We start from the raw sequence: 24,094 nt of genomic DNA, 5'->3' as shown, positions 1-24,094 counted from the left end.
CATGCAAGATATTGAATACACTGAAGAACAAATCATGATTCGCGACATGGCGCGTGACTTCGCCCGTGGCGAAATCGCCCCTCACGCCCAGGCCTGGGAAAAAGCTGGCTGGATCGATGACGCCCTGGTGGCGAAGATGGGCGAGCTGGGGTTGCTGGGCATGGTGGTACCGGAAGAATGGGGCGGTACCTATGTCGATTACGTGGCGTATGCCTTGGCGGTGGAAGAGATTTCCGCCGGTGACGGTGCCACGGGCGCACTGATGAGTATCCATAATTCAGTGGGTTGCGGGCCAATCCTCAACTACGGCACAACAGAGCAGAAACAAACCTGGCTGGCGGAACTCGCCAGCGGCCAGGCCATCGGCTGCTTCTGCCTGACCGAACCCCAGGCCGGCTCCGAGGCCCACAACCTGCGCACCCGTGCCGAACTGCGCGATGGCCAGTGGGTGATCAATGGCGCCAAGCAGTTTGTCAGCAATGGTAAGCGCGCCAAGTTGGCGATTGTGTTTGCGGTGACCGATCCGGAACTGGGCAAGCGCGGCATTTCCGCCTTCCTGGTGCCGACGGACACGCCGGGGTTCGTGGTTGATCGTACCGAACACAAGATGGGCATCCGCGCCTCGGACACCTGCGCCGTTACCCTCAACCACTGCAGCGTGCCTGAGGCCAACCTACTGGGTGAGCGCGGCAAGGGCCTGGCGATTGCGCTGTCCAACCTGGAAGGCGGGCGTATCGGCATTGCCGCTCAAGCCCTGGGCATCGCCCGTGCAGCGTTTGAAGCTGCGCTGGGGTATGCCCGTGACCGCGTGCAGTTCGACAAGGCCATCATCGAACACCAGAGCGTGGCCAACCTGCTGGCCGACATGCAAACCCGGCTGAATGCCGCACGCTTGCTGATCCTGCACGCCGCACGCCTGCGCAGTGCGGGCAAGCCGTGCCTGTCGGAAGCGTCCCAGGCCAAGCTGTTCGCTTCGGAAATGGCCGAAAAGGTCTGCTCCTCGGCGATGCAGATTCATGGCGGGTATGGGTATCTGGAGGATTATCCGGTGGAGCGCTACTACCGCGATGCGCGGATCACGCAGATCTACGAAGGCACCAGCGAGATTCAGCGGATGGTGATTGCGCGGGAGCTGAAGAACTACCCGCTCTGACTGACACACCACAAACCCACTGTGGGAGCTGGCTTACCCGCTCCCACAGTGGATCTGCAGTGTTTGTGAGGGCGGGTTATTTGTCCTTGAATTCAGGCGCGCGCTTGGCCACGAATGCCGCCATGCCTTCCTTCTGATCCTGCGTCGCAAACGCCGCATGGAATACCCGACGCTCAAAGCGCACGCCTTCCGAGAGACTCACTTCAAACGCCCGGTTCACGCTTTCCTTGACCATCATGCTGATCGGCACTGACTTGCCGGCAATCAGCGTGGCGACTTTCAGCGCTTCTTCGAGCAGTTCATCGGCCGGGACAATGCGCGCTACAACCCCGCAACGCTCGGCTTCCACCGCGTCGATAAAGCGACCAGTCAGGCACATTTCCATAGCCTTGGCCTTGCCCACGGCGCGGGTCAGGCGCTGGGTGCCGCCCATGCCCGGCAGCACCCCCAGGTTGATTTCCGGCTGGCCGAACTTGGCGCTGTCGCCGGCGAGGATAAAGTCGCACATCAGCGCCAACTCACAGCCGCCACCCAGGGCGAAGCCGTTGACGGCAGCGATGATCGGCTTGCGACGGTTGGCCACGCGATCGGCGTCGCTGAACAGGTCGTCGATATAGATCTGCGGGTAGGTCAGCTCGGCCATTTCCTTGATGTCGGCGCCAGCGGCGAAGGCTTTTTTCGAGCCGGTGAGCACGATGCAGCCGATTTCAGGGTTGCGTTCCAAGTCATCCAGCGCCTGATTCAACTCGTTGATCAATTGTGCGTTCAGCGCGTTAAGGGCTTGCGGACGGTTAAGGGTGATCAACCCGACACGGCCCTGCACGTCGAGCAAAATAGTTTCGTAACTCATGTAGTGGCTCCTTAAAGATTGCGTGAGATGACCATGCGCTGAATATCGCTGGTGCCTTCGTAAATCTGGCAGACCCGCACATCGCGGTAGATCCGCTCCAAGGGAAAGTCGCTCAGGTAACCGTAACCGCCCAAGGTTTGCAAGGCGGCGGAGCAGACTTTCTCGGCCATTTCCGAGGCGAACAGCTTGGCCATGGACGCCTCGACCAACGCCGGCTTGCCGCTGTCACGCAGGGCGGCGGCGTAATGCACCATTTGCCGTGCGACGGCGATTTGCGTGGCCATGTCCGCCAGGCGAAAGGCCACGGCCTGGTGTTCGATCAAGGGCTTGCCAAAACTTTCGCGCTCCCGGGCGTAGTCGCGCGCGGCTTCAAAGGCGGCGCGGGCCATGCCCACCGATTGCGAGGCAATGCCGACACGCCCGCCTTCGAGGTTCGCCAAGGCGATGCGGTACCCCTCACCCTCCTCCCCCAGACGATTGGCGAGCGGCACCTTGACGTCTTCGAACAGGATCTGGCAGGTATCCGACGCATGCTGGCCGAGCTTGTCCTCGACCCGCGCCACCGTGTAGCCCGGCGAATCCGTCGGCACGATAAACGCGCTGATGCCGCGCTTGCCCGCCGCCGGGTCAGTGACAGCAAACACAATCACGATGCCGGCGTTTTGCCCGGAGGTGATGAATTGTTTGCAGCCGTTCAACACGTAGTGATCGCCTTCGAGGCGTGCACGGGTTTTCAGGCTGCTGGCATCGGAACCGGCCTGGGGCTCGGTCAGCGCGAAGGCGCCGAGCATCGCACCACTGGCCAGCGGCTTGAGAAATTGCTCTTTCTGCTGGTCGTTGCCGAACGTGAGGATCGGCACGCAACCCACCGAGTTGTGTACGCTCATGATGGTCGAGCAAGCCCCGTCGCCGGCAGCGATTTCTTCCAGGGCCATGGCGTAGGCCAGGTAGCCGGTGTCGCAACCACCCCACTGTTCCGGCACCAGCATGCCGAAAAAGCCCAGTTCGGCCATTTCACCGATGGCCTCCTTGGGAAAGCGGTGCTCGCGGTCCCACTCGGCCGCGAACGGTTTCAGGCGCTCCTGGGCGAATTGTCGGGCCGCTTCGCTGATTTGCAGTTGTTCGTCATTGGGTAGCATGGTCAGTCCTTAATACAGGCATTCGACGGCCATGGCCGTGGCTTCACCACCGCCGATGCAGATAGCGGCGACGCCCCGTTTGAGACCCTTCTGGCGCAGGGCCGACAGCAGCGTCACCAGAATCCGCGCACCGGACGCGCCGATCGGGTGACCCAAGGCACAGGCGCCGCCATGAATGTTGACCTTGTCGTGGGGGATATCCAGCTTGCTCATGGTCACCAGGCTGACCACGGCAAAGGCTTCGTTGATTTCGAACAGGTCCACTTCGTTCAGGCTCCAGCCGGTCTTGCTCATCAGCTTGCGTATAGCCCCCACCGGCGCCACCGGAAACAGGCCCGGTTCATCGGCAAACGCCGCATGCCCACGGATCACCGCCAAGGGTTGCAGGCCGCGCTTGTGCGCCTCGGACTGACGCATCAGGAGCAAGGCCGCCGCGCCGTCGGAAATTGAACTGGAGTTGGCCGCCGTCACTGTCCCGCCTTCGCGGAACGCCGGTTTCAAGCTGGCAATCTTGTCCGGCTTGGCTTTGGGCGGTTGCTCATCATGCAGGACGGTTTTTTGCTCTTTGCCTACCGTGACCTGCACCGGGACGATCTCGGCAGCGAAGCTGCCATTGCTGATCGCCGCTTGCGCACGGGTCAGGGACGCAATGGCAAACGCATCCTGGGCCTCGCGGGTAAAGCCGTTATGTTGTGCGCAGTCTTCGGCAAAGGTGCCCATCAGGCGGCCTTTGTCGTAGGCATCTTCCAGGCCGTCGAGGAACATATGGTCCAGCACGCGGCCGTGGCCCATGCGGTAGCCGCTGCGTGCGCGGTCCAGCAGATACGGGGCGTTGGACATGCTCTCCATACCGCCAGCAATCACCACCTCGACGCTGCCGGCCAGCAGCGAGTCATGGGCAAGCATCGTCGCCTCCATGCCCGAGCCGCACATTTTATTGAGGGTGGTGCAGCGGGTGGCCTTGTCCAGCCCGGCGCCAAGGGCGGCCTGGCGTGCGGGGGCCTGGCCGAGACCGGCCGGCAATACACAGCCAAACAGCACTTCATCCACGGCATCGCTGGCGATACCGGCACGCTCGACGGCGGCGCGAATCGCCGCAGAGCCCAGTTGCGGTGCGGTCAGGCCTTTGAGATCGCCCTGGAACGCGCCCATGGGGGTGCGCGCGGCGCTGACAATTACGATGGGATCGGTCATGACGCTTCCTCTCTTACTTGGCTGCCATGCGCAAGGCACCGTCGAGACGGATCACCTCGCCATTGAGCATGCTGTTTTCAATGATGTGCCGGACCAGCGCGGCATATTCGCTCGGTTTGCCCAGGCGCGGCGGGAACGGCACACCGGCGGCCAGCGAGTCGCGGACTTCCGGGGTCATGCCAGCCATCATCGGGGTTTCGAAAATGCCGGGGGCGATGGTCATCACCCGAATGCCGAAGCGCGCCAGCTCCCGCGCGGCGGGCAGTGTCAGGCTGGCGATCGCACCTTTGGACGCGGCATACGCCGCCTGGCCGACCTGCCCGTCAAACGCCGCCACCGACGCGGTATTGATGATCACGCCGCGCTCACCGTCGGCATCCGCCGGGGTTTCTGCAATGGCCGCAGCGGCCAGGCGCAGCAGGTTGAAGCTGCCGATCAGGTTGACGTTGATCACCTGGGCAAAGCTGGCCAGCGCGTGAGGGCCGTTTTTGCCGAGGATCTTCTCGCCGCGCACCACACCGGCGCAGTTCACCAGCCCGTGCAAGCCACCAAAGGCGGCAACGGTGGCTTGCACGGCGGCTTCGGCAGCGGCTTCCTGGCTGATGTCCGCCACGGCGCTGCGGGCGTTGTCGCCCAGCTGTTTGGCTTTGGCCGCGACCGCGTCGCCATTCATGTCCACCAGCATCACCTTGGCACCGGCAGCGACCAGCATTTCAGCGGTGGCTGCACCGAGGCCCGACGCGCCGCCGCTGACCAGAAAAACCTTGTTTTCAATCTGCATCATTGTTTCCTTGAAAAGTGGATCAGGCCAACGCGGCTTGCGCCTTGGCGATTTCCTGATTACGCAAAATAAAGCGTTGCAACTTGCCGCTCGGGGTCTTGGGCAAGTCGCTGACAAATTCGATTTCCCGTGGGTAGGCATGGGCGGCGAGGCGCTGGCGTACATGCAGGCGCAGTTCCTCGGCCAGCTCGGGGGTGGCGCGGAACTGCTCGTTGATCACCACGAAGGCTTTGACCAGCTCGGTGCGCTCCGGGTCGGGCTTGCCGACGACCGCCGCTTCCACCACTGCCGGGTGTTCGACCAGCGCACTTTCCACGTCGAACGGGCCCACGCGGTAGCCAGAGGTGGTGATCACATCGTCACTGCGTCCGACGAAGCTGATGCTGCCGTCCGGATTGAGTTCGACGGTATCGCCGCTGAGGTAATACTTGCCGACAAAGGCCTTGGTCCGTGCGCCGTCATAGCCGGCGAACCAGCACATTGGCGATTGCTCTCGGTCGATGGCGAGAATCCCCGGCTGGCCGGCAGGCAACTCCTGGTGATCGTCGTCCAGCACCACGATGCGATGCCCCGGCGAAGCAAAACCCGCCGACCCGACATGCACCGGATGTTCCAGGCCGTGGTGGTTGCACAGCACCATGCCCAGCTCGGTCTGGCCGTAGTGGTCATGGATGGTCACCCCCAGGTTATCGGCAAACCAGCGGATCACTTCCGGGTTCAGCGGCTCGCCGGCGCTGCTGACGATACGCAGCTTGCCCTTGATCGAGCGGGCGAATTGTTCGCCGCCGGCAATCAACAGGCGATATGCGGTCGGCGAGCCGGCCAGGTTGGTGATCGCGTATTTATTGATGACCCGGCAGGTGCTTTCTAGGGTGAACGGGCCATCGTAGAAGGTAATCGGATGGCCCATGGACAAAGGCCCGGTCACGCCGAAATAGATGCCGTAGGCCCAGCCCGGGTCGGCGACGTTCCAGAACGCGTCTTCAGGGCGCAGGTCGATGGCGTCGCGGGTGTAGCTCTGGAACGCAACAATGGCCTTGAGTGGCACCGAGAGCGCTTTCGAGGGGCCGGTGGTGCCCGAGGTGAACATCAGCAGGAACGGCTCGTCTGCGCCCAGCAGCACCGGCTCGCAGTGGTTGGAGTAATTGGGCAGCTCGGCCCAGAAACTGAAATCACCGCGCACCAGGCCTTCGCCTTTGGCGCCAGTGACTGTCACGATCGTCGGGCAGCCTTCCACTTCGGCGAGTTTGGGCCGGTTCACCGCATCGGTGACCACCACGGCTGCGCCAGAGCTGCTCAGGCGGTGTTCAATAGCCTTGGGGCCGAAGGCCGTAAACAGCGGTTGATAGACGGCGCCGATGCGCCAGGTCGCGAGGACCACCACCAGCAATTCGGCGGTGCGTGGCAACAGGCCGGCCACCTTGTCGCCGCGTTTGACGCCCTGGGCCAACAGGAAATTGGCGAAGCGTGAAGCCTGGTCCTGCAAATCGCTGAAGGTGAACGTGGCACTGCGTCCATCCTTGCCTTCCCAGAACAGCGCAATGCGCCCTGGCAATGCATGCCGGTCGCAGCATTCCACGCAGGCATTGAGGCCTAGCAGGTTTCCGGCCAAGGTGCTGTCGACGGTGTGTTGGTAATCGAACTCGGTAGTGGCAGCCAAATAGTCACGCATCGCTTCAAATCCTTCGGTATTTTTATTTTCAGGACGTTTTTTCGGACAAGAACCGCCGAAATAGTGGCTCTAGAGCGCTGCAGCAGCAATAGTCAAAGCCACCAACATGCCTGACTGGTTTGGCCAATGCTTCTTGATCATAGACCCCGCCGATCAAGCAGTCGGCCCAAGCGATTGGACGCCCCGGCCGCCAGCTTCTAACCTGATGGCCGCGCCACCGACGAAGCCCCTCCCGATGATTGTTCGCCCCAAACCCAACCTCCTGGGCATTCTGTTCTCGCTCAAGGGCTCGATCGCCAAGCGGATCGCCCTGCGCAGCCTGTTGGTCACGTTGCTGGCCTCGGTGATCGTGCTGGTGGAAACCCTGCACCCGGCGTATTTCTCCAAGGTCAATGCCACGCCGTTCACCCTGCTCGGGCTGTCGTTGTCGATCTTCATGAGTTTTCGCAACAACGCCTGCTACGACCGCTGGTGGGAAGGCCGCAAGCAACTCGGGCAGATGATCATCGAAGTGCGCTCACTGATCCGTGAAACCCAGGTGCTCAGCGACCCGCTGGAACGGGCCAGCCTACTGCGCGGCCTCTGCGGTTTTGCCCATGGGTTGATCGCGCGCCTGCGCCTGGAAGATGAAGCCCAAGCGCTAAAGCCCTGGATCGAAGTCGACCCAGGCCACCCCAACCTTCCTGACCAGGTACTGCAACAGCTCGGCACGCGGTTTTCCGGGCTGGCCGAACGGGGCGTGATCAGTGAATGGCGCTACACCCAACTGGAAACCCGGCTGGTCAGCCTGAGCCAGGTGCAGGCGGCGTGTGAGCGGATCAAAAGCACACCGCTGCCCTTCCCCTACACCCTGCTGCTGCACCGCACCATTTACCTGTTCTGCATCCTGCTGCCGTTTGCCATGGCCGAACCGCTGGGCTGGCTCACGCCGGTGTTCACCGCAATCGTCAGCTACACCTTCTTTGGCCTCGACGAAATCGGCGACGATCTGGAAGATCCCTTCGGCTTCGATGAGAACGACCTGCCCTGCAACGCGATCGTGCGGACGCTGGAACGCGAGATCCTCGCAGCCCTCGGCGAAACGGCCTTGCCGCCTGCCCTGGAGCCGGTGGAATACGTGCTGACCTGATGCGGGTTTGACACTCGCCGTGGTCTGACCGAAGCTGAGGGCTTTGCCATAGCTGCCTAAGCTCTCGGACGCCTGCATGTCAAAGTCACGCCGTTACTCCATCATCGGCCTGTGCGCCCTGTTGTTGATTGTGCTGATCACCTGGTATTTCTCCCATTCCACCCCGGTGGCCGTACCGCCCGCGATTGCCCATGGCTACGCGAAAGCCTTGAAACAGGCGCGTAACGGCGAACCTGGCGCCGCCCGCGTGCTGTATCAGCAATTGGCCCGGCCGGACCTTTCCGACGAGCGCCGCATCGCCTTGCATGCCGAACTGCCCAATTACCCGAGCCCTCAGGCACTGAAGCTCGCCGACAAGGATCTGGCCGATGACTCACCGCACGTGCGTGAAGCGGCGATTCACAGCATCGTCGGCCTGGTGCCTACGGGCCAGCGCACCTTGTTGCTCGGCCCATTACTCGACGATCCGCAACAAGACGTGCGCTTTACCGCCGCCAATGCGTTGCTCGGTCTCTCGCCCGACACCCTCGGCCTGTATTTCGGGCCCTTGCAGCAAGTGCTCGATGAGTTTGTGAAGAAGCTCAAGGCGCAACCTGAAACCGCCGAAGGTTGGCTCCAACTGGCGCGCCTGTATATCCACAGCGCGCTGTTGCCGCAGGCACAGAACGCCCTGGAGCAAGCAATGCGCCTGCAGCCGGACAACCTGCAAGCCGTGGTTGCGCAAATCGAACTGCTGGACAAACAGGGCAAGACCGACGAGTCGCGCCAACTGCTGGCCCGCCAGTTGGCGGCGCATCCCGAATCCGCGTACCTGCAACACGCCCTGGGCATGTGGTTGCTGCACCACGGTGAGCGCGCTTACGCGTTGCTCGGCCTGTCGAAGGCGGTGGAGCTGGAACCGAACAATCAAGATTACCGTTACGACCTGGCCACGACCCTGCACGCCCAGGAGGAACTCGAAGCCGCCCAGCGCCAGTTGGAAGAAATCATCCAGCGCCACCCGGCCAATCGCAAGGCGCGGGTGCTGCTCGTCACCTACTGGACAGAAGGCGGCCAATTGCAGAACGTGCAAGTGCTGCTGGCGCAGTTGGAACAACAAAACCCGGATGATCCGGCGCTGCAGCAGGGGCTGTAGGCCAACGGCAGCGCGGCCCCAGCGCCGACACTACGTACAAATCCCGATAAGGTGGAACCCCGCTGACACGCCATGGTCAAGAAGCTATGGCGCGCTCGAACGAACGCGCACCTCTACTCGTATGTGACCTGAGGGCACTTCTTGTCTACATCCAACGCGCTATTAACCGAAAAAGCGGCCACTGGCATCGAAGGTCTTGATGACATTCTTTCCGGCGGTCTGTCCCGCAGCCATCTGTTTCTGCTCGAAGGCGAGCCAGGGACCGGCAAAACCACCGTTGCCCTGCACTTCCTGCAGGCGGGTGCGAAGAACGGTGAACGCTCGCTCTATATCACCTTGTCCGAAACCGAGCGTGAATTGCGCGAAGGTGCGATATCCCACGGGTGGGATCTGGATGACAATATCCATATTTTCGAGCTGACCCCGCCGGAAAGCCTGCTCAATGCCGACCATCAGCAAAGCCTGCTGTACTCTTCCGACCTCGAGTTGGGCGAGGCCACGCGGCAGATCTTTGAAGTGGTGGAACGGGTCAAGCCGACCCGCGTGGTGGTCGACAGCCTCTCCGAGATCCGCCTGCTGGCGCAAAGCTCCCTGCGTTATCGACGGCAGATCCTGGCAATCAAACACTACTTCGTGCGCTACGACGCCACGGTATTGCTGCTCGATGACCTGACCACCGAATCCCTCGACAAAACCGTACACAGCGTGGCCCATGGGGTGATTCGCCTGGAAGAACTGACGCCCAATTACGGTGCCGAACGCCGCCGCGTGCGCGTCGTGAAGTACCGTGGCCAAAAGTACCGGGGCGGCTTCCACGACTTCACCATCATGGGCGATGGCGTGCATGTCTTCCCGCGCCTGGTGGCGGCCGAACATCGCGGCGGCTACGTGCGCGAGACCCTGAGCAGCGGCATTCGCGAAATGGATGCCTTAATGGGGGGCGGAGTCGAGACCGGTTCCAGCAGCCTTATCCTCGGCCCGGCGGGCACCGGCAAGTCGCTGATCTCGATGGTGTTTGCCGCCGCCGCTGTGGCGCGGGGCGAAAAAGCCGCACTGTTCATCTTTGATGAGGAACTGGGCCTGCTCTTCGAGCGCATGAAAAACATGGGCATCGACCTCGCCACGCTGCAAGCCACCGGCAACCTGCTGATCGAACAAGTCGACGCGGCCGAGTTGACTCCCGGCGAGTTCTCACACCGCGTGCGGCGCTGCGTGGATGAGGGCGGGATCAAGACCGTGGTCATCGACAGCATCAACGGCTATCAGGCCGCAATGCCGGAAGAAAATGCGCTGATCCTGCATATGCACGAACTGCTGCTGTATCTCAACCGCCGTGGCGCCGCCACCTTCATGACGGTCGCCCAGCACGGCCTGGTCGGTGACATGCAAGCGCCCGTCGACATTACCTACCTTGCCGACACGGTCATTCTGCTGCGCTATTTCGAAGCGCTGGGCAAGGTGCGCCGCGCCATTTCCATCATCAAGAAACGCACCGGCCCCCATGAGTCGACCATTCGCGAATACCGGATCAGCAGCCAGGGCATGACCGTCGGCGAGCCGCTCGATAACTTTCAGGGCGTACTGCGCGGTATCCCGACGTACATGGGCGCCGGCTCGCCTCTGCTCAAGGATGAGGGCTAGTGACGGGTTTATCTCCACTCTCCGAGCGTGCAATCGTACTTGCGCCGATGGGCCGTGACGGCGCGTTGGCGTTGATGATGCTCAACGAGGCCGGTTACAGCGGCATGATCGCCACTAGCCTGACGGCCTTGTGCGGCGCACTGGAAGACGGTGCCGGCCTGCTGATTATTGCGGCCGAAGCCTTGCGCGGCGTGGACCTGGAGCCGCTGCTCGAACGTTTGCACCAGCAGCCTGCGTGGTCGGATTTGCCCATCGTGTTGATGACCCATCACGGCGGCAACGAGCAGAACGGCTCCTCGCACCTGAGCGGGTTATTGGGCAACGTCACCTTCCTCGAGCGGCCTTTCCATCCCGTGACGTTGATCAGCCTGGTCAGTGCCGCACTGCGCGGTCGGCGCCGGCAATACGATGCACGCGACCGGCTGATCGACTTGAGCGAAAGCGAACTGCGCTTGCAGCGCACGCTGGAGACCCTTGAGCAGCAAGTGGAAGAACGCACGGCGCAGTTGCGCAGCAATGAAGACGCGCTGCGCCAATCACAGAAAATGGAGGCCGTCGGCCAGTTGACGGGCGGCATCGCCCATGACTTCAACAACATGCTCACCGGGATAATCGGCAGCCTGGAGTTACTGCGAAGGCGCGTCTCGCGCGGCAAGCTGGACGACCTGGACAGCTTGATCGACCTGGGCGTCACCTCCGCCAACCGTGCCGCCGGCCTTACCCACCGCCTACTCGCGTTCTCCCGCCGGCAATCGCTGGATTCAAAACCCGTCGAGATCAACCAACTGGTGACCTCCATGGGCGAACTGTTGCAACGCAGTATCAATGAAAGCATTGCGCTGGATATGCGCCTCGGCGACCCGCTCTGGACCGCCGAGGCCGACCGCAACCAACTGGAAAGCGCCCTGCTCAACCTGGTGATCAACGCGCGCGATGCGATGCCCAACGGCGGCAATCTCACCGTGGAAACCAGCAACCGCCATCTCGACAGCGTGTTCACCGCCGCCTACGGCACCTTGCAACCCGGTGACTACGTTGAATTAAGCGTCAGCGACACCGGCTGCGGTATCCCGGAAAGCGTCATGGGTCGCGTCTTTGACCCTTTCTTTACCACCAAGCCGATCGGCCAGGGCACCGGCCTCGGCCTGTCGATGATTTACGGCTTTGCACGGCAATCCGGTGGCCACGTGACGATCCACAGCGAAGTCGAAAAAGGCACCACGGTCAGCCTGTTTCTGCCACGTTTCGTCGGCGAAATGGTGGTGGCCGAAGCGGTAAACCCCGCCCTGCTGCCATTTGCCGATGCCGGCGAAACGGTGCTGATCGTGGAGGATGACCCTGCGGTCAGGGTCTTGGTCTGCGCCGTGCTGAAGGAGCTGGGCTATGCCTATGTCGAGGCCGGCGATGCCAACACGGCCGTGCCGATCATCGAGTCCGACCAGCGCATTGACCTGATGATCAGTGACGTCGGTCTGCCGGGTATGAACGGCCGGCAACTGGCGGAAATCGGCCGGCAGATTCGGCCGGAACTCAAGGTGCTATTTATCACCGGTTATGCCGAACACGCGGCCGTGCGCGGCGGTTTTCTGGACCCGGGGATGCAGTTGATTACCAAGCCGTTTACCTTTGACCTATTGACGGCAAAGGTCAGAGAAATGATCCGTTCAGACGCTACAACGGCGAACCTATAGCCAGTAACAGGTAACAACAGGCAATAAAGCCACGGCGCGAAAATGGAATCAGTCGAGGGGCTTCGGTACGAAGGATTATCACTGGGACTCGGAATTTGCACCCAGTGGACTTCAATCCTGATGATAGAGCCGTAGCCTATGACGATTTCCAGCAGCCTCCTGCACACCCCCCCGCCGCCTCACGTTGCCGCCGACGCGCTCCAACCCGCTGCGCGGGGGCATGTGGAGTCCGGTCACGAAAGCGCCCCCCTCATTGCCACTGGCGATTCCCCGAGGGCCAGCGGCGACAGCGCGTTGGCGCAAAACTATGGCAAGGCCTTGCTGGGCTTCACCGGTGTTCCCACCAACGACAACGCCATCTTGGTGGATATTCCACCAGACTCAACATTTGGCCAGTGGTGGAAGCTGTTGGGCGAGGCCACTCAGTCCCCCGAGTTCCTTGACTGGCGGCGCCACGCCAGAGCCCTGCCTGGGTCGATCAAAATCCTGCCGCAAAGCGGTCAAGTCACCTACCGCGTGACCCTGGATGTTTCGCTCGATACGCCATTACAGATGCGTGCAAGCGAGGACAAGCACTGGTCGGCGGTGCGAGGGCCGTTAATGGATGCCGGACGGGTCATATCCGGCAGGAATAGGCCGTTCCCGCTCCCTTCGCCCGAGAGCGCCAACCGCGCGCCGGCCTGGCTGGTTGGGCAGTTCTACCAAGAGCCGACGCGAATTTCCCCTTCTGAATTCCAGCAACGCGCCACCGAACTAGAGCGCGATAAAACCTTTGCACAGCTTGATACGGCGGTGTTCCCTGGCCTCTATGACGAGCGCAGCGAGCACGCACTCGACACTCAGAAGGCGCTGCTGGGGAATATCAATAACCGACATCAAGCCGCTGTGCTGTTAAAGCATCTGGGGACAGCGCTTGCCTCAGGCACCCTTGCGTCGTCGCAGATCCCCGAGTATCTGCGGGAAAACACCTTCGAGCTGAACCCCCATTCCTCATACCAACAGGACCAAGGCTTGCAGGAAGGAGGCGTCGTCAGCCTGGCTGACTTTTTTGAACACCACGGCTTTGATAAACCCGGCACTGCGCGAGAAGTGGAGAACCTCAGGCTATCTCTCCTCACTCCCACATCGCGAAGTCCCGCCAATGGCAACTATGGTGGCGCGCTGTCCTGGCCGCAGCCGATTGACACGGACACCCAGCGCCAACTATTGGCATTCTTGCAGCACGGCAATGTTGGCGATCTGAACCTGGGATCCAACCGCAATGTGCTGGAAGCATTGATGCAAGGTGTGGTGATCGAAGCCAACGAGTTTCGCAATCCGCGGGAACTGCTCGATCGACTCATCCAATGGCCCAAGGGCCAGGCGCTGGGGGCGGCCATCCAGGCCAAGTTCAACACACTGTCAGTCAAAGGCAGTGTCAATGACTGGTTAATGGCTGCCTTGAACCTGAATTACACCGATGCATTTACCCGGGCGACCTTGCCCCAGAAGCATATTTCAGGCTTTGACCTGGCCGGCCAGCAGCTTAAAGGCAAGCCTTTGTCAGAGACGGCCCAGCGCGTGGCCAACCATTTGTACTTCATCACAAAAGAGGCTTCGTCACCGGAAAAAGCCAGTATCCAGGCCTACCTGAAACTGGCATCCAAGGCGCCGGAATTGCTGGTAAAGGATATCCCAGCCGTGGTCACTCATGGCTCCCCTGCCCACGTCAGCTTCAGTACGGCGGTGGCCCGCATTGAGGCAGAGACCCCGGGCCGGGCATCAACGATGACTTACGGGGAAGTCATGGTGTACGCCGATATCGCCCCGGTTTCCCATGCTCAGCGTCAGATCGAATATGTCGCTCAGCATGACGCCCTGAAGGAATGGGGCCTGACCAACAGTATCGTCGCGCGTGTGATGTCGCCTGCGGATATGCAAACCATCACCGATGCCTTTAACCAACAGGTCGGCGAACTGAGAGCCGCTTCCGAAGCACAGCGCACGCCTGCGCCTGCGTCTCGCAAAGAGATGGCCCTGGCCGAATTGCGCAAGACGTTGGGCAATGACGCACGCCTGGAACTGAAGTGCATCGTACTGAGCACCTACGACAAAGATCGACCAGGGCCTTACTCGATATTGGACTTATACATGGAGAACATGCTGCACAACCCGCCCAAGGTGCCCTACCACCCCGCCAGGCGCAACGGCGCCTCACAACCCCCCAACCAGTGGGTGATTGAGCCCTACACAGCACCACGCAGAGGCCCTGGACGCTCTGCCGCCAACACGCCCAATTTCACCCTCGAAGAAGTCTTGAGCAAGACCCAGTCGCTGAAGAACATCAGCAGGGAATTCGTGAGTGAGTTCAAACAGTTTGGCCGCGCTCTGGACAGCAGCGTCGCCACGCAAGTCAAGCACTTGATCGCCCAGTTGCCGCTGGAAGACCGCCAGAATATCGAATACGGGAGCCTCTCGATCTTCACGGAGTTCAAGGGCGAATATCAGGCCAGCGGTATCGTCCGGGTACCGGCTGCCGAGGGTAACCCTGTGCTATTGAAAGTGATGCGCGACGGGATTGCCCACACCTATGAACTGAATGTCCAAAAGAACACGCTCACCAAACGCCGGGATCTCGGCGATTTCCAGCCCGGTTATCAGCCTGGGTTTCATATAGAAGACGGAAAACCGCGTGATAACAGGACGCCTTACACGGACATGGTCCCCGTCACACTGTCCATCCCCGATGAAGGTAGCCCGCTTGTACGGCAACAGCTCGTACAAGAAAAAACCGACACCGGGGCGCCGTTGAATAGTTTCTCCAGCGCCAGAAGCGTGGCCATCGGTGCCACGGTGGCCACGGTCAGCAGTGTATGGGGAGCGCTGGAAGCCAAGGCCCAAGGGGTCACGACGGTTGAGTCCGAGGTTCCGTTCTACAGGAAGTTGAACACGTTTCTGCTTAACTTGATCCCACTGCGCTCGGCGATCAAAAACTTCACAGATGGCAATATCGGCGACGGCATCGTTGACCTGTCACTCGACGTATTTGGCGTCATGACGGCCGGGGCGGCGACCGTGGGCAAAGCAGCGAAAGTGGTAACCAGCACCCTCTCTGCGGGTAGCAAGGCCTTGCGCATAGGAAAAACCCTGGGGCTTGGCGCGATCAGCCTGGTCAACCCGCTGGACGGTGCGGCGGATTTGCTGCGCGCTACAGGTCGCGGCGTGGCAAGTGCAGGCAAACGTGTCATCAGCGACGCGATTCAAGACATCCGGCAACTGCGAGGCACGCACACTGGCTACGACTTGGTCGCCGCAAGCAAACAGTACGACGCCGCCGCGATGGGCACCTTCAAGACTTCCGGCGAGACGCAGCAAGGTGCCGCGGTACTCCAGGAAGGTAAATGGTATGCCTTTGATACTGCGACCCAGCGCCCGTTCGGCAAGGCACTGGACGATTTCCAAGCCTCCATTCGAGGCGGCACTCCGGCGCTTCGTGCGTGGCAAAACGTGCTGACGCCTCCCTCACCGGCGTCGATTCAAATCCGCAAAGATTGGGGAACGTTACTTGATCGTCACCAACGAGATGGGATGCCCAGCGCAGCCTTTAAGAATGGCTATGAAGAGGGCGCGCCGGAACGGATCAAAGGCTATGTCAAGGGCATGAAATCAGAAGACGTGATGAAGCTAGCACTACGTCCGGACCGAACCGCAAGAGAGGTGGGCACATTAGTCCGGCAGCAGGAAAGGCTGGCTGTGCAGCACGGGCTCAACGGCACACAGCATTTCAACGCCCACGTAAATACTGTCGGAGGAACGTTCACCCCCGTACCTCAGGCCTTCTACCTTAGCCAGGTCAACCGTCTTTCCGAGGGCCAGTGCGCCGCCCTTGCTCGTACCTTCGCGTCAGCCAAGGCTCAAGGAAAAGAGCGGGTGTTCATCGACAACCTGTACATCGCCGCCGCTAATCCACGGAGCGAGGCGGCGCGAGTATTTACTCGCACATTAGGTGAGGTGCAAAAAAGCATCAGCACACCGACGATGTTTCACGCCGGGAATCCGCAGCGCCAGGTAACGTATCAGGACATGATTACTGAACTGGCCAACGCACCGGGCGGCAAGACAGTGATGATCGACTCCCCTGGCCATGCAATGCTGGCAGGGTCCGTGCCGGATGGCGACGCTAAGAAGTTCTTTTTTTACGACCCAAATTTTGGAGTGGCCGAGTTCTCAAGCGAGGCCATGATGAAGCGTGGCCTCGAAAAAATATTCAATGATAAGAAGCTGCCGGTCCAATACAAAACTTATAGCAATGACCCCAAAAAACTTGAATTCAAGATCAGTGACCATAACGAGTCGTGGATAGGCACCGCGAGTCTTCATGACAGACCTATCAAACGGCTTTATGAAGACCCTATCCCGACGACTACCACTAACGTGAAGCCCCCCGCTCAGACCCACTACGTCCATATGTCGGAGTATACGGACGTCACCGTCACTGATCCGACGTCAATCATCAGCACCCGAGGTATTGGTGACTGTTCGACACTGGCAGTGCTTACCGACTTGAACGACGGTGTCTACCGGAAACGAACATTGATGCACTTCCCTGGCGGCACGCCGACGACTGAACAACATAGGGTGCTTAAACAACTGGAGGGGAAATTGGATCAGGGAAGCAAAGTGATTTATGTGGGCGGCGATAATGTCCGGAGCATCCCGGGATTAGGCATCGCACTGAAGCAAAGTCACGCCAGTGAACAAGTGGTGTTCAATATCGCAAACAAATACCCGGCCTCCACTACGATCGCAACGGCCAACCGCATTGACATAAAACCCGATGGATCATTTGAGCTCTTCGAGGGGAATAACCCAGCTCGGGTACTTGATCCGCAAGCAAAGGCCGAGGTGCTTGCCTGGTAACCCTGACTTCTCGCCGGTCAGGAGCGTCAGAGCCTATTCGAGGGTTGACTGACACACGGACGTGTCACACCAACAAGCGCTGGATATGCTCTTGCAGCGTATCCAGGTCAAACGGCTTGGCCAGGATCGGCGCCTTGCGGGTGATCGGGCTGTTGCAGTCGAGGATTTCCTGAGGATATCCGCTGATAAAAATCACTTTCAGTTCCGGGCGCAACTTGATCGCCGGCTCGGCGATCTGCACACCTGTGACGCCGCCAGGCAGGCGATAGTCAGTCACCATCAGGTCCAGGTGCGGTTTACTGGCGAGGATTTCAAACGCCTCCTCCCCATTGATCGCCTTCAATACCCGATAGCCCAGGCCTTTGAGGTATTCGTCCAGCACAAACATAATGGATTCGTCGTCCTCGACGATCAGAACAACGTCTTGTGCATCTTCACTCATGGGAAGCCTTTGTCCGGTCAATTGCTGCAATTACGACCATGCAGTCATGTAGAGGTTGCGTCGAAGTGACGATTGTTTTCACAGCGACGCTTCCAGAGGCAGGCACACCCGGAACAACGCGCCCTCGCCTATCTGGCTCTCCACCTCGATGGTGCCGCTATGGGCCGCGACGATCTGCTCGGAAATAAACAGCCCCAGGCCCAGGCCTGCGGCAACATGGCTGGCGGACACCCGCTCGAACTGCTGGAAAATCCGCTTCTGGTTGTCTGCGCTGATGCCGATGCCGTGGTCTCGAACCTCGATCCGTGCCATGCCCTGTTCACTATACACCCGCACTTCCACCGGGCTCTTGGCGCCATAGCGCAAGGCGTTGGTCAGCAGGTTGGACACGACCTGCTCGATGCGAAACTCATCCCAGCTACCTTCCACCGGGCCTTGGGCCTCCAACTGTATGGACGACTCGGCGGCGGCCACTTGCGGCGCGAAGTTTTCCAGCAGGTTGCGCACCAATTGCGTGAGGTCAAAGCGTGCCGGACGAATCGACAGTTTGCCGGTGCGGATGCGCGAGACGTCGAGCATGTCTTCGATCAGGCGGATAAGGCTATGGATCTGCCGCTCATCACGGTCGACCATGGCGTGCATCTTGTCCAGGGTAAACGCTGCGGCGTTGTCCCGGGCCAGGTGCATTTTGCGCAACTGGGTTTCGAGGATCAGCCCATTGAGCGGCGTGCGCACTTCGTGGGCGACGATCGACATGAAGTCATCGCGCATGCGTACCGCCTGCTCCAGCTCAGCCTGAGTGGCCTGCAGGCGTGCCAGCAGCAGCTCCTGTTCGCGACGGCTGTGCTCCAGCGCTTCCACCTGCAGCTTCATCGCCTTGCTTTGGCGGTACAGGTCGACGAACACATTGACCTTGCTCTTCACCGCATGGATATCCAGCGGCTTGTGCAGGAAGTCCACGGCGCCGCTTTCGTAGCCCTTGAAGGCATAGTTGAGTTCGCGGCCGGCGGCGCTGACGAACACAATCGGAATGTTCTTGGTTTTTTCGGTGCCGCGCATCAACTCGGCCAGCTCGAAACCGTTCATGCCGGGCATCTGCACATCGAGAATCGCCATGGCGAACTCGTGCTCCAGCAACAGGGACAAGGCCTCGTCGGCGCTCAATGCCTTGAAGACTTGACGGTCCTCGCGCTTGATCAGCGCTTCGAGGGCCAGCAGGTTTTCCGGCAGATCATCGACGATCAGCAGTTTGGCCTGGACAGTACTTAACATGGGGAAGATTCCAGGGAAGCCAGCAATGAGCCAATCCGGCTCAAGCTCAGAATATGATCAGGAGAGTGTAAGGCCAGGGCCGCCAGGGGCATCACGGCAATCCGGGCGTCCTTGGGGTCCTGGACCACGGTGGTGGCGCCGGATTGCTTGGCGTGGGCCAGCCCTTGGGCGCCATCCTGGTTGGCGCCGGTCAGCAAAATCGCCAGCAAGCCCTGGCCATAGGCATCTGCGGCCGAAGCGAACAGGTAATCGATGGCGGGCCGGGAGTGGTGTACCCGGTCTTCCTGGCTCAAAGACAGGCTGCGGTCATGCTCCACCGACAGGTGATAACCGGGGCTGGCGAAGTACAAGGTGCCCGGTTGGATCACTTCCTTGTCCTGCCCTTCGCGTACCGGAATCCGCAAACGCCGCGCAAACACTTCTGCCAACTGGCTACGGCGCTGGTCCGGCAGGTGCAGCACGGCAATGATCGGTAGGCTGAAGGTCTCCGGCAGATCGCCAAAAATACTCAGCAACGCCTCAACGCCGCCGGCGGACGCGCCGACGACGATGGCTTCAATCCCACAAATCGGGTTGGCGGCAGCGTCGTTCATGATTTTCGGTAGATCCGTTCCTGTTTGACCAAGGGCTCGAATTGCGTGCTGTAGGCGGAAAAATCCACGGTTTCCTTGCTGCCAAGCACAAGAAAACCACGATGACACAACGACTCATGAAACAATCCAAAGGCCCTATCTTGCAACTTTTTATTGAAGTAAATCAGTACATTGCGACACGAAATTAATTGAGTTTCTGAGAATACACTGTCAGTTGCCAGGCTGTGGTCGGCGAACGTGACATTTTCGCGCAACGTCTTGTCGAAGATCGCGTAATCGTAAGCTGCCGTGTAGTAGTCGGCAAATGAACGCTGCCCGCCGGCTTGCTGGTAGTTGGCGGTATAGGCTCGCACATTCTCCAGGGAGAAGATCCCCTGCTTGGCTTTATCCAGCGACGCAGGATTGATGTCCGTGGCGTAGATGATGGTGCGTTCCAGTAGCCCTTCTTCGCGCAGCAGAATCGCCATGGAGTACACCTCCTCCCCCGTGCTGCAACCAGCGATCCAGATCTTGATCGACGGGTAAGTCTTGAGCAGCGGCACCACTTCCTGGCGGATCGCGAGGAAGTGCGACGGGTCGCGAAACATCTCGCTGACCGGGATCGTCAAAAACTGCAGCAACTGCATGAACGCCGCCGGGTCGTGCAGCACGCGCTCCTGCAGCGCCGAAATCGTCGCGCAGTCAAACTGGCGCAGGGCATGGGCCACACGGCGTTTGACCGACGCCCCGGAGTAGTCGCGAAAGTCATAGCTGTACTTGAGGTAGATCGCCTCAATCAGCAAGCGCAGTTCAATATCACTGCTTTTTTCCAAAAAACTGCGCTCCACTTAAATACGTTCCATCTTCGGTAGCCATACGCGAATCAGCGAGAACAGGCGATCCAGATCAATTGGCTTGGCCAGGTAATCGTTGGAGCCGGCCGCGAGGCAACGCTCCTGATCGTCCTTCATCGCCTTGGCCGTCACTGCGATGATCGGCAGCTTCTTCCAGCGTGGGTCCTGGCGGATCAAGGCGGTGGCCTCGTAACCGTCCATTTCCGGCATCATCACGTCCATCAGCACCAGGTCGATATCGTCGATTTCATTGAGTCTGGCGATGGCTTCATGGCCGTTACGCCCGATCACCACCACGGCGCCTTTGTGCTCCAGGGCGCTGGTCAGGGCGAAGATGTTGCGCACATCGTCGTCCACCAACAGGATCTTGCGCCCTTCGAAGACCTTGTCGCGGCTGCGCGCGGTCTTGAGCATCTTCTGGCGCTCATGGGACAACTGCGATTCGACTTTGTGCAAAAAGAGTGTGACTTCGTCGAGCAGGCGCTCCGGCGAACGGGCGCCCTTGATGATGATCGAGCGCGAATACTTGCGCAGCTCGGCCTCTTCGTCGCGGGTCAGGTTGCGCCCGGTGTAGACGATCACCGGCGGGAACGAGCAGATATCCTCGGTGGCCATGCGTTTGAGCAGCTCGTTGCCGAGCATGTCCGGTAACTTGAGGTCGATGATCATGCAGTCGTAGATGTTGGTGCGCAGCAGATCGAGGGCTTCCTGGGCAAAGCCGACGGCGGTGATCTCGATGTCATCGTCGCCGATCAGGCGGGCAATGCTCTCACGCTGCAGGTCGTCGTCTTCTACCAGCAGGATGCGCTTGACCTTCTGGGTCAGCTTGGCTTCCAGGCGCCCAAACACGTCCTTGAGCTCTTCGCGGGTGGTGGGTTTCACCGCGTAACCGATGGCGCCCATGTGCATGGCAGCTTCGACGCGGTCTTCAACAGAAATCACATGCACGGGGATGTGGCGGGTATTGGCGTGTTCCTTGAGGCGTTGCAGCACCGTCAGCCCGGAATGATCCGGCAAACGCATGTCGAGCAAAATGGCGTCGGGGATGTATTCCTCGGCCAGGCTGTAACCCTCATCCGCGCCATGGGCCACCAGGCAGTGGTAGCCCAGCTCATGGGCGAGGTCGAACAGGATGCGCGCAAAATTCGGTTCGTCTTCCACCACCAGGATGCAACGCGTGGTGAACGGCGCTTTTTCGCGGTCGTCGGCAAACTGCGGGATCTGTGTGGCATCGGCCACCGGCAGCGGCGAGACAGCGATGGGCTTGGGCGCCGGGGCGGCAACGACCTGGCGCGGTTGTTCGGCCGGTGCAGCGTCTTCATCGCGTTCGACGTACTGCTCCGGGACGACCAGGGTGAAAATGCTGCCCTGGCCGGGTTCGCTGGTGACGCTGATATAGCCGCCGAGCAACGCGGCCAGGTCACGGGAGATCGACAACCCAAGGCCGGTGCCGCCGTAACGGCGATTGGTGGTGCCGTCGGCCTGGCGGAAGGCTTCGAAGATGCTTTCCTGCTGATCCGGGGCGATACCTATCCCGGAATCGCGCACGGTAAAGGCAATGCCCTCACCCGGTGCGCGGGACACCGACAGGCTGACCTGGCCCTGCTCAGTGAACTTGACCGCGTTGGACAGCAGGTTCTTGAGAATCTGCTCCAGGCGCTGGCGGTCGGTAAAGAGCAGGGTCGGCGTACCTTCCTGCACCGCCACCTGGAACCCCAGCTTGCGGTCGGCCGCCAGCGGCTCGAACATCCCGCGCAGGCCGTCGACCAGGCGCGCCACGCTGGAGTTTTCCGGGCGCATTTCCAGCTTGCCGGCTTCGACCTTGGAGATATCCAGGATGTCGTTGATCAGGTTGAGCAGGTCATTGCCGGCGGAATAGATCGATTCGGCAAACTTGACTTGCTCGGCGCTGAGGTTTTCCTGGGGGTTCTCCGCCAGCAACTTGGCCAGGATCAGCGAACTGTTCAGCGGCGTGCGCAGTTCGTGGGACATGTTGGCGAGGAATTCGGATTTGTACTTGCTGGAGCGCTGCAACTCTTCGGCGCGGTCTTCCAGTTCGAGCTGAGCCTGGTTGAGCTCGACGTTCTTGCGGTCCATGGCATCGCGCTGCTCGACCAGGGTCTGGGCCTGCTCGGCCAATTGCTCGTTCGTCTGCTCGAGTTCCGCCTGTTGCGTTTCCAGGTGGGTCTGGGACTCCTTGAGGATGCGCGATTGCTCTTCCAGTTCTTCGTTGGCGGTTTTGAGTTCTTCCTGCTGCACTTGCAGCTCTTCATTGAGCTGTTGGGTCTCGGCCAGAACTTCCTGCAGGCGCTGGCGATAGCGGGCGGCCTCGATGGAGGTACCGATATTGCCGGCGATGAGTTCCAGCAACTCGACATCACGGTCTTCCAACGGGCGCAGGAAGCCCAGTTCGACCACGCCGTTGACCCGGTCGTCATCACTGGTGGGCATCACCAGTACGCTTCGCGTCGGCCCCTCACCCAGGCCGGAACTGACCTTGAAGTAGTCGACAGGCACATCGTCCAGGCGAATCAGGCGATCGAGCTGGGCGGCCTGCCCAACGATGCCTTCGTCGCTATAGATCGCCTGCTCCTGCTGCTCCTGTTCGCGGGAGAAACCATAGGTGGCAACGCGTTTGAGGCCGCCGTGTTCTTCACGCACATACAGCGCCGCGACCGCCGAGCCCATGTACTGGGCAAAGAACTGCAGGATATTGCGCCCCAACAGGTTCAGGGTCAGTTGACCGAGCACCTGCTCGGCCAATTCAGTCTGGCCATTGCGCAGCCAGGCTTGCTGTTCCAAGCGTCGCGCAATCTTCTCTTGTGACGCGAGGTTTTCACTATAACTATTTGATAGAGAAAGTAAATTTTTACGGCCAATGTAGGCCAGGAAGCCACTCAACCCCAGCACGAACACCAAGTACAGGGTGACGCTGATGACGGTAGTACGAGTGACTTCTGCGTTGCGCGCGATCCGGAACTGTTGCTCCATCGCCACCGCTTCGTCGTATTCGTTACGAATCTCATCCGTCAGGCGTTTGCCCCGGCCAGCCTTCACCGCGCTGCGGTAATCACCGCTCTCGCGCTGCATATCAATCATCGACTGGGCGTATTTGTTCCACTCGATTTGCAGGGCTTCCAGGCGCTTGAGGCGGTCCACCTGCTGGGGGTTGTCCGCTACCAGCTCCTGCAAATTGCGCAAATCGGCAATGATCCGCGGCTTGGCCACTTCATATGGGTCGAGAAAATGCTCGTCGCCCGTGATCAGGAAGCCGCGCATGCCGGTTTCCAGATCAACCGTCAGCTTGGACGTTTCATTGAGGTTATTGATGACCCGGTCGGTGTGCTCTACCCATTGGATCACCGACAACAAATAAGTGATCAGGCACACGAAAAACACCGCGCTGAGAACGCCCACACCGAGGGGCAGTGCCACGTTGCGGCTCAACAGTGCACGAAAACTCTTTTCATCGACGGACGACGAGGGGGTCATGGGCATACCTTGGCCAAATACGGAAAAACCCGGAGTTTGCCCCAAAGTTGCCGTTGAACGCTATTTTTCTGCCATGAACGGGTGCAATCCGAAAAAAAATGCAGCAAAAGTGCCCTGAGCACCGTGCAACTTCCGTCGTCGTTTCAGTTGCTCACACTCTGCGCGCCCTGATCCGGAA

General features: G+C 60.3%; 16 protein-coding genes. 6 read left to right on the top strand and 10 right to left on the bottom strand.

Annotation, left to right across the window (positions count from 1 at the left end):
- Position 1: 1 nt before the first annotated feature.
- Positions 2 to 1,153: an acyl-CoA dehydrogenase family protein gene (locus ACS5Q8_RS14145; RefSeq protein WP_276192946.1), complete on the top strand. Its 1,152-nt coding sequence runs from the start codon at positions 2 to 4 to the stop codon at positions 1,151 to 1,153.
- A 76-nt stretch (positions 1,154 to 1,229) separates the two neighbouring features.
- On the opposite strand, the gene ACS5Q8_RS14140 is transcribed toward ACS5Q8_RS14145, so the two are convergent.
- Genes ACS5Q8_RS14140 through ACS5Q8_RS14120 form a run of 5 tightly spaced genes read right to left on the bottom strand, consistent with a single transcriptional unit; the run spans position 1,230 to position 6,789 of the window.
- A complete protein-coding gene (locus ACS5Q8_RS14140; protein WP_276192944.1) occupies positions 1,230 to 2,003 on the bottom strand; it encodes an enoyl-CoA hydratase in 774 nt (257 codons plus the stop codon).
- An 11-nt stretch (positions 2,004 to 2,014) separates the two neighbouring features.
- Entirely contained in the window at positions 2,015 to 3,142 is a 1,128-nt protein-coding gene (locus tag ACS5Q8_RS14135; protein WP_465160335.1) for an acyl-CoA dehydrogenase, read from the bottom strand.
- Positions 3,143 to 3,151: 9 nt separating this feature from the next.
- Positions 3,152 to 4,336, bottom strand: coding sequence for an acetyl-CoA C-acyltransferase (locus ACS5Q8_RS14130; RefSeq protein ID WP_465160334.1), 1,185 nt, complete (start codon positions 4,334 to 4,336; stop codon positions 3,152 to 3,154).
- 13 nt (positions 4,337 to 4,349) lie between these two features.
- Positions 4,350 to 5,117 carry an SDR family NAD(P)-dependent oxidoreductase gene (locus ACS5Q8_RS14125; RefSeq protein WP_276192941.1) on the bottom strand — a complete coding sequence of 256 codons (768 nt, stop codon included), beginning with the start codon at positions 5,115 to 5,117 and terminating at the stop codon, positions 4,350 to 4,352.
- Positions 5,118 to 5,139: 22 nt separating this feature from the next.
- Complete coding sequence (locus ACS5Q8_RS14120; protein ID WP_426099768.1) at positions 5,140 to 6,789, bottom strand: AMP-binding protein; 1,650 nt, start codon at positions 6,787 to 6,789, stop codon at positions 5,140 to 5,142.
- A gap of 235 nt (positions 6,790 to 7,024) precedes the next feature.
- On the opposite strand from ACS5Q8_RS14120, the gene ACS5Q8_RS14115 reads away from it, so the two are divergent.
- From ACS5Q8_RS14115 to ACS5Q8_RS14095, 5 genes are all read left to right on the top strand, one after another.
- The gene (locus ACS5Q8_RS14115; protein ID WP_426099767.1) at positions 7,025 to 7,918 is read left to right on the top strand and encodes a bestrophin family protein; all 894 of its coding nucleotides are present in this window, start codon (positions 7,025 to 7,027) and stop codon (positions 7,916 to 7,918) included.
- 76 nt (positions 7,919 to 7,994) lie between these two features.
- Positions 7,995 to 9,053 (top strand): tetratricopeptide repeat protein, encoded by a 1,059-nt coding sequence (locus tag ACS5Q8_RS14110; RefSeq protein ID WP_465160333.1) that lies wholly within the window; start codon positions 7,995 to 7,997, stop codon positions 9,051 to 9,053.
- A gap of 141 nt (positions 9,054 to 9,194) precedes the next feature.
- On the top strand, positions 9,195 to 10,694 hold the full coding sequence (locus ACS5Q8_RS14105) for an ATPase domain-containing protein (protein WP_276192936.1): 1,500 nt from the start codon (positions 9,195 to 9,197) through the stop codon (positions 10,692 to 10,694).
- Entirely contained in the window at positions 10,694 to 12,385 is a 1,692-nt protein-coding gene (locus ACS5Q8_RS14100) for an ATP-binding protein (protein ID WP_276192935.1), read from the top strand. Before ACS5Q8_RS14105 ends, ACS5Q8_RS14100 begins: the two co-directional genes overlap by 1 nt.
- Positions 12,386 to 12,679: 294 nt before the next feature.
- Positions 12,680 to 17,284, top strand: coding sequence for a hypothetical protein (locus tag ACS5Q8_RS14095; protein WP_465160332.1), 4,605 nt, complete (start codon positions 12,680 to 12,682; stop codon positions 17,282 to 17,284).
- A gap of 64 nt (positions 17,285 to 17,348) precedes the next feature.
- Here the strand turns inward: ACS5Q8_RS14095 and ACS5Q8_RS14090 are convergent, their stop codons facing one another.
- The 5 genes from ACS5Q8_RS14090 to ACS5Q8_RS14070 form a co-directional block, all read right to left on the bottom strand.
- Positions 17,349 to 17,726: a response regulator gene (locus tag ACS5Q8_RS14090; RefSeq protein ID WP_247398395.1), complete on the bottom strand. Its 378-nt coding sequence runs from the start codon at positions 17,724 to 17,726 to the stop codon at positions 17,349 to 17,351.
- Between the two features lie 78 nt (positions 17,727 to 17,804).
- Positions 17,805 to 18,998 carry a hybrid sensor histidine kinase/response regulator gene (locus ACS5Q8_RS14085; protein ID WP_276192933.1) on the bottom strand — a complete coding sequence of 398 codons (1,194 nt, stop codon included), beginning with the start codon at positions 18,996 to 18,998 and terminating at the stop codon, positions 17,805 to 17,807.
- Positions 18,992 to 19,591: a chemotaxis protein CheB gene (locus tag ACS5Q8_RS14080; RefSeq protein WP_247398400.1), complete on the bottom strand. Its 600-nt coding sequence runs from the start codon at positions 19,589 to 19,591 to the stop codon at positions 18,992 to 18,994. Before ACS5Q8_RS14080 ends, ACS5Q8_RS14085 begins: the two co-directional genes overlap by 7 nt.
- The gene (locus ACS5Q8_RS14075; RefSeq protein ID WP_426099763.1) at positions 19,588 to 20,418 is read right to left on the bottom strand and encodes a CheR family methyltransferase; all 831 of its coding nucleotides are present in this window, start codon (positions 20,416 to 20,418) and stop codon (positions 19,588 to 19,590) included. Before ACS5Q8_RS14075 ends, ACS5Q8_RS14080 begins: the two co-directional genes overlap by 4 nt.
- Complete coding sequence (locus tag ACS5Q8_RS14070) at positions 20,419 to 23,916, bottom strand: response regulator (RefSeq protein ID WP_465160331.1); 3,498 nt, start codon at positions 23,914 to 23,916, stop codon at positions 20,419 to 20,421.
- Positions 23,917 to 24,094 lie beyond the last annotated feature (178 nt).

It is taken from the genome of Pseudomonas sp. PAMC25584 (assembly GCF_058135675.1).
The sequence above is the reverse complement of the archived record's forward strand: the minus strand, read 5'-3'. Positions and strand labels throughout refer to the sequence as shown.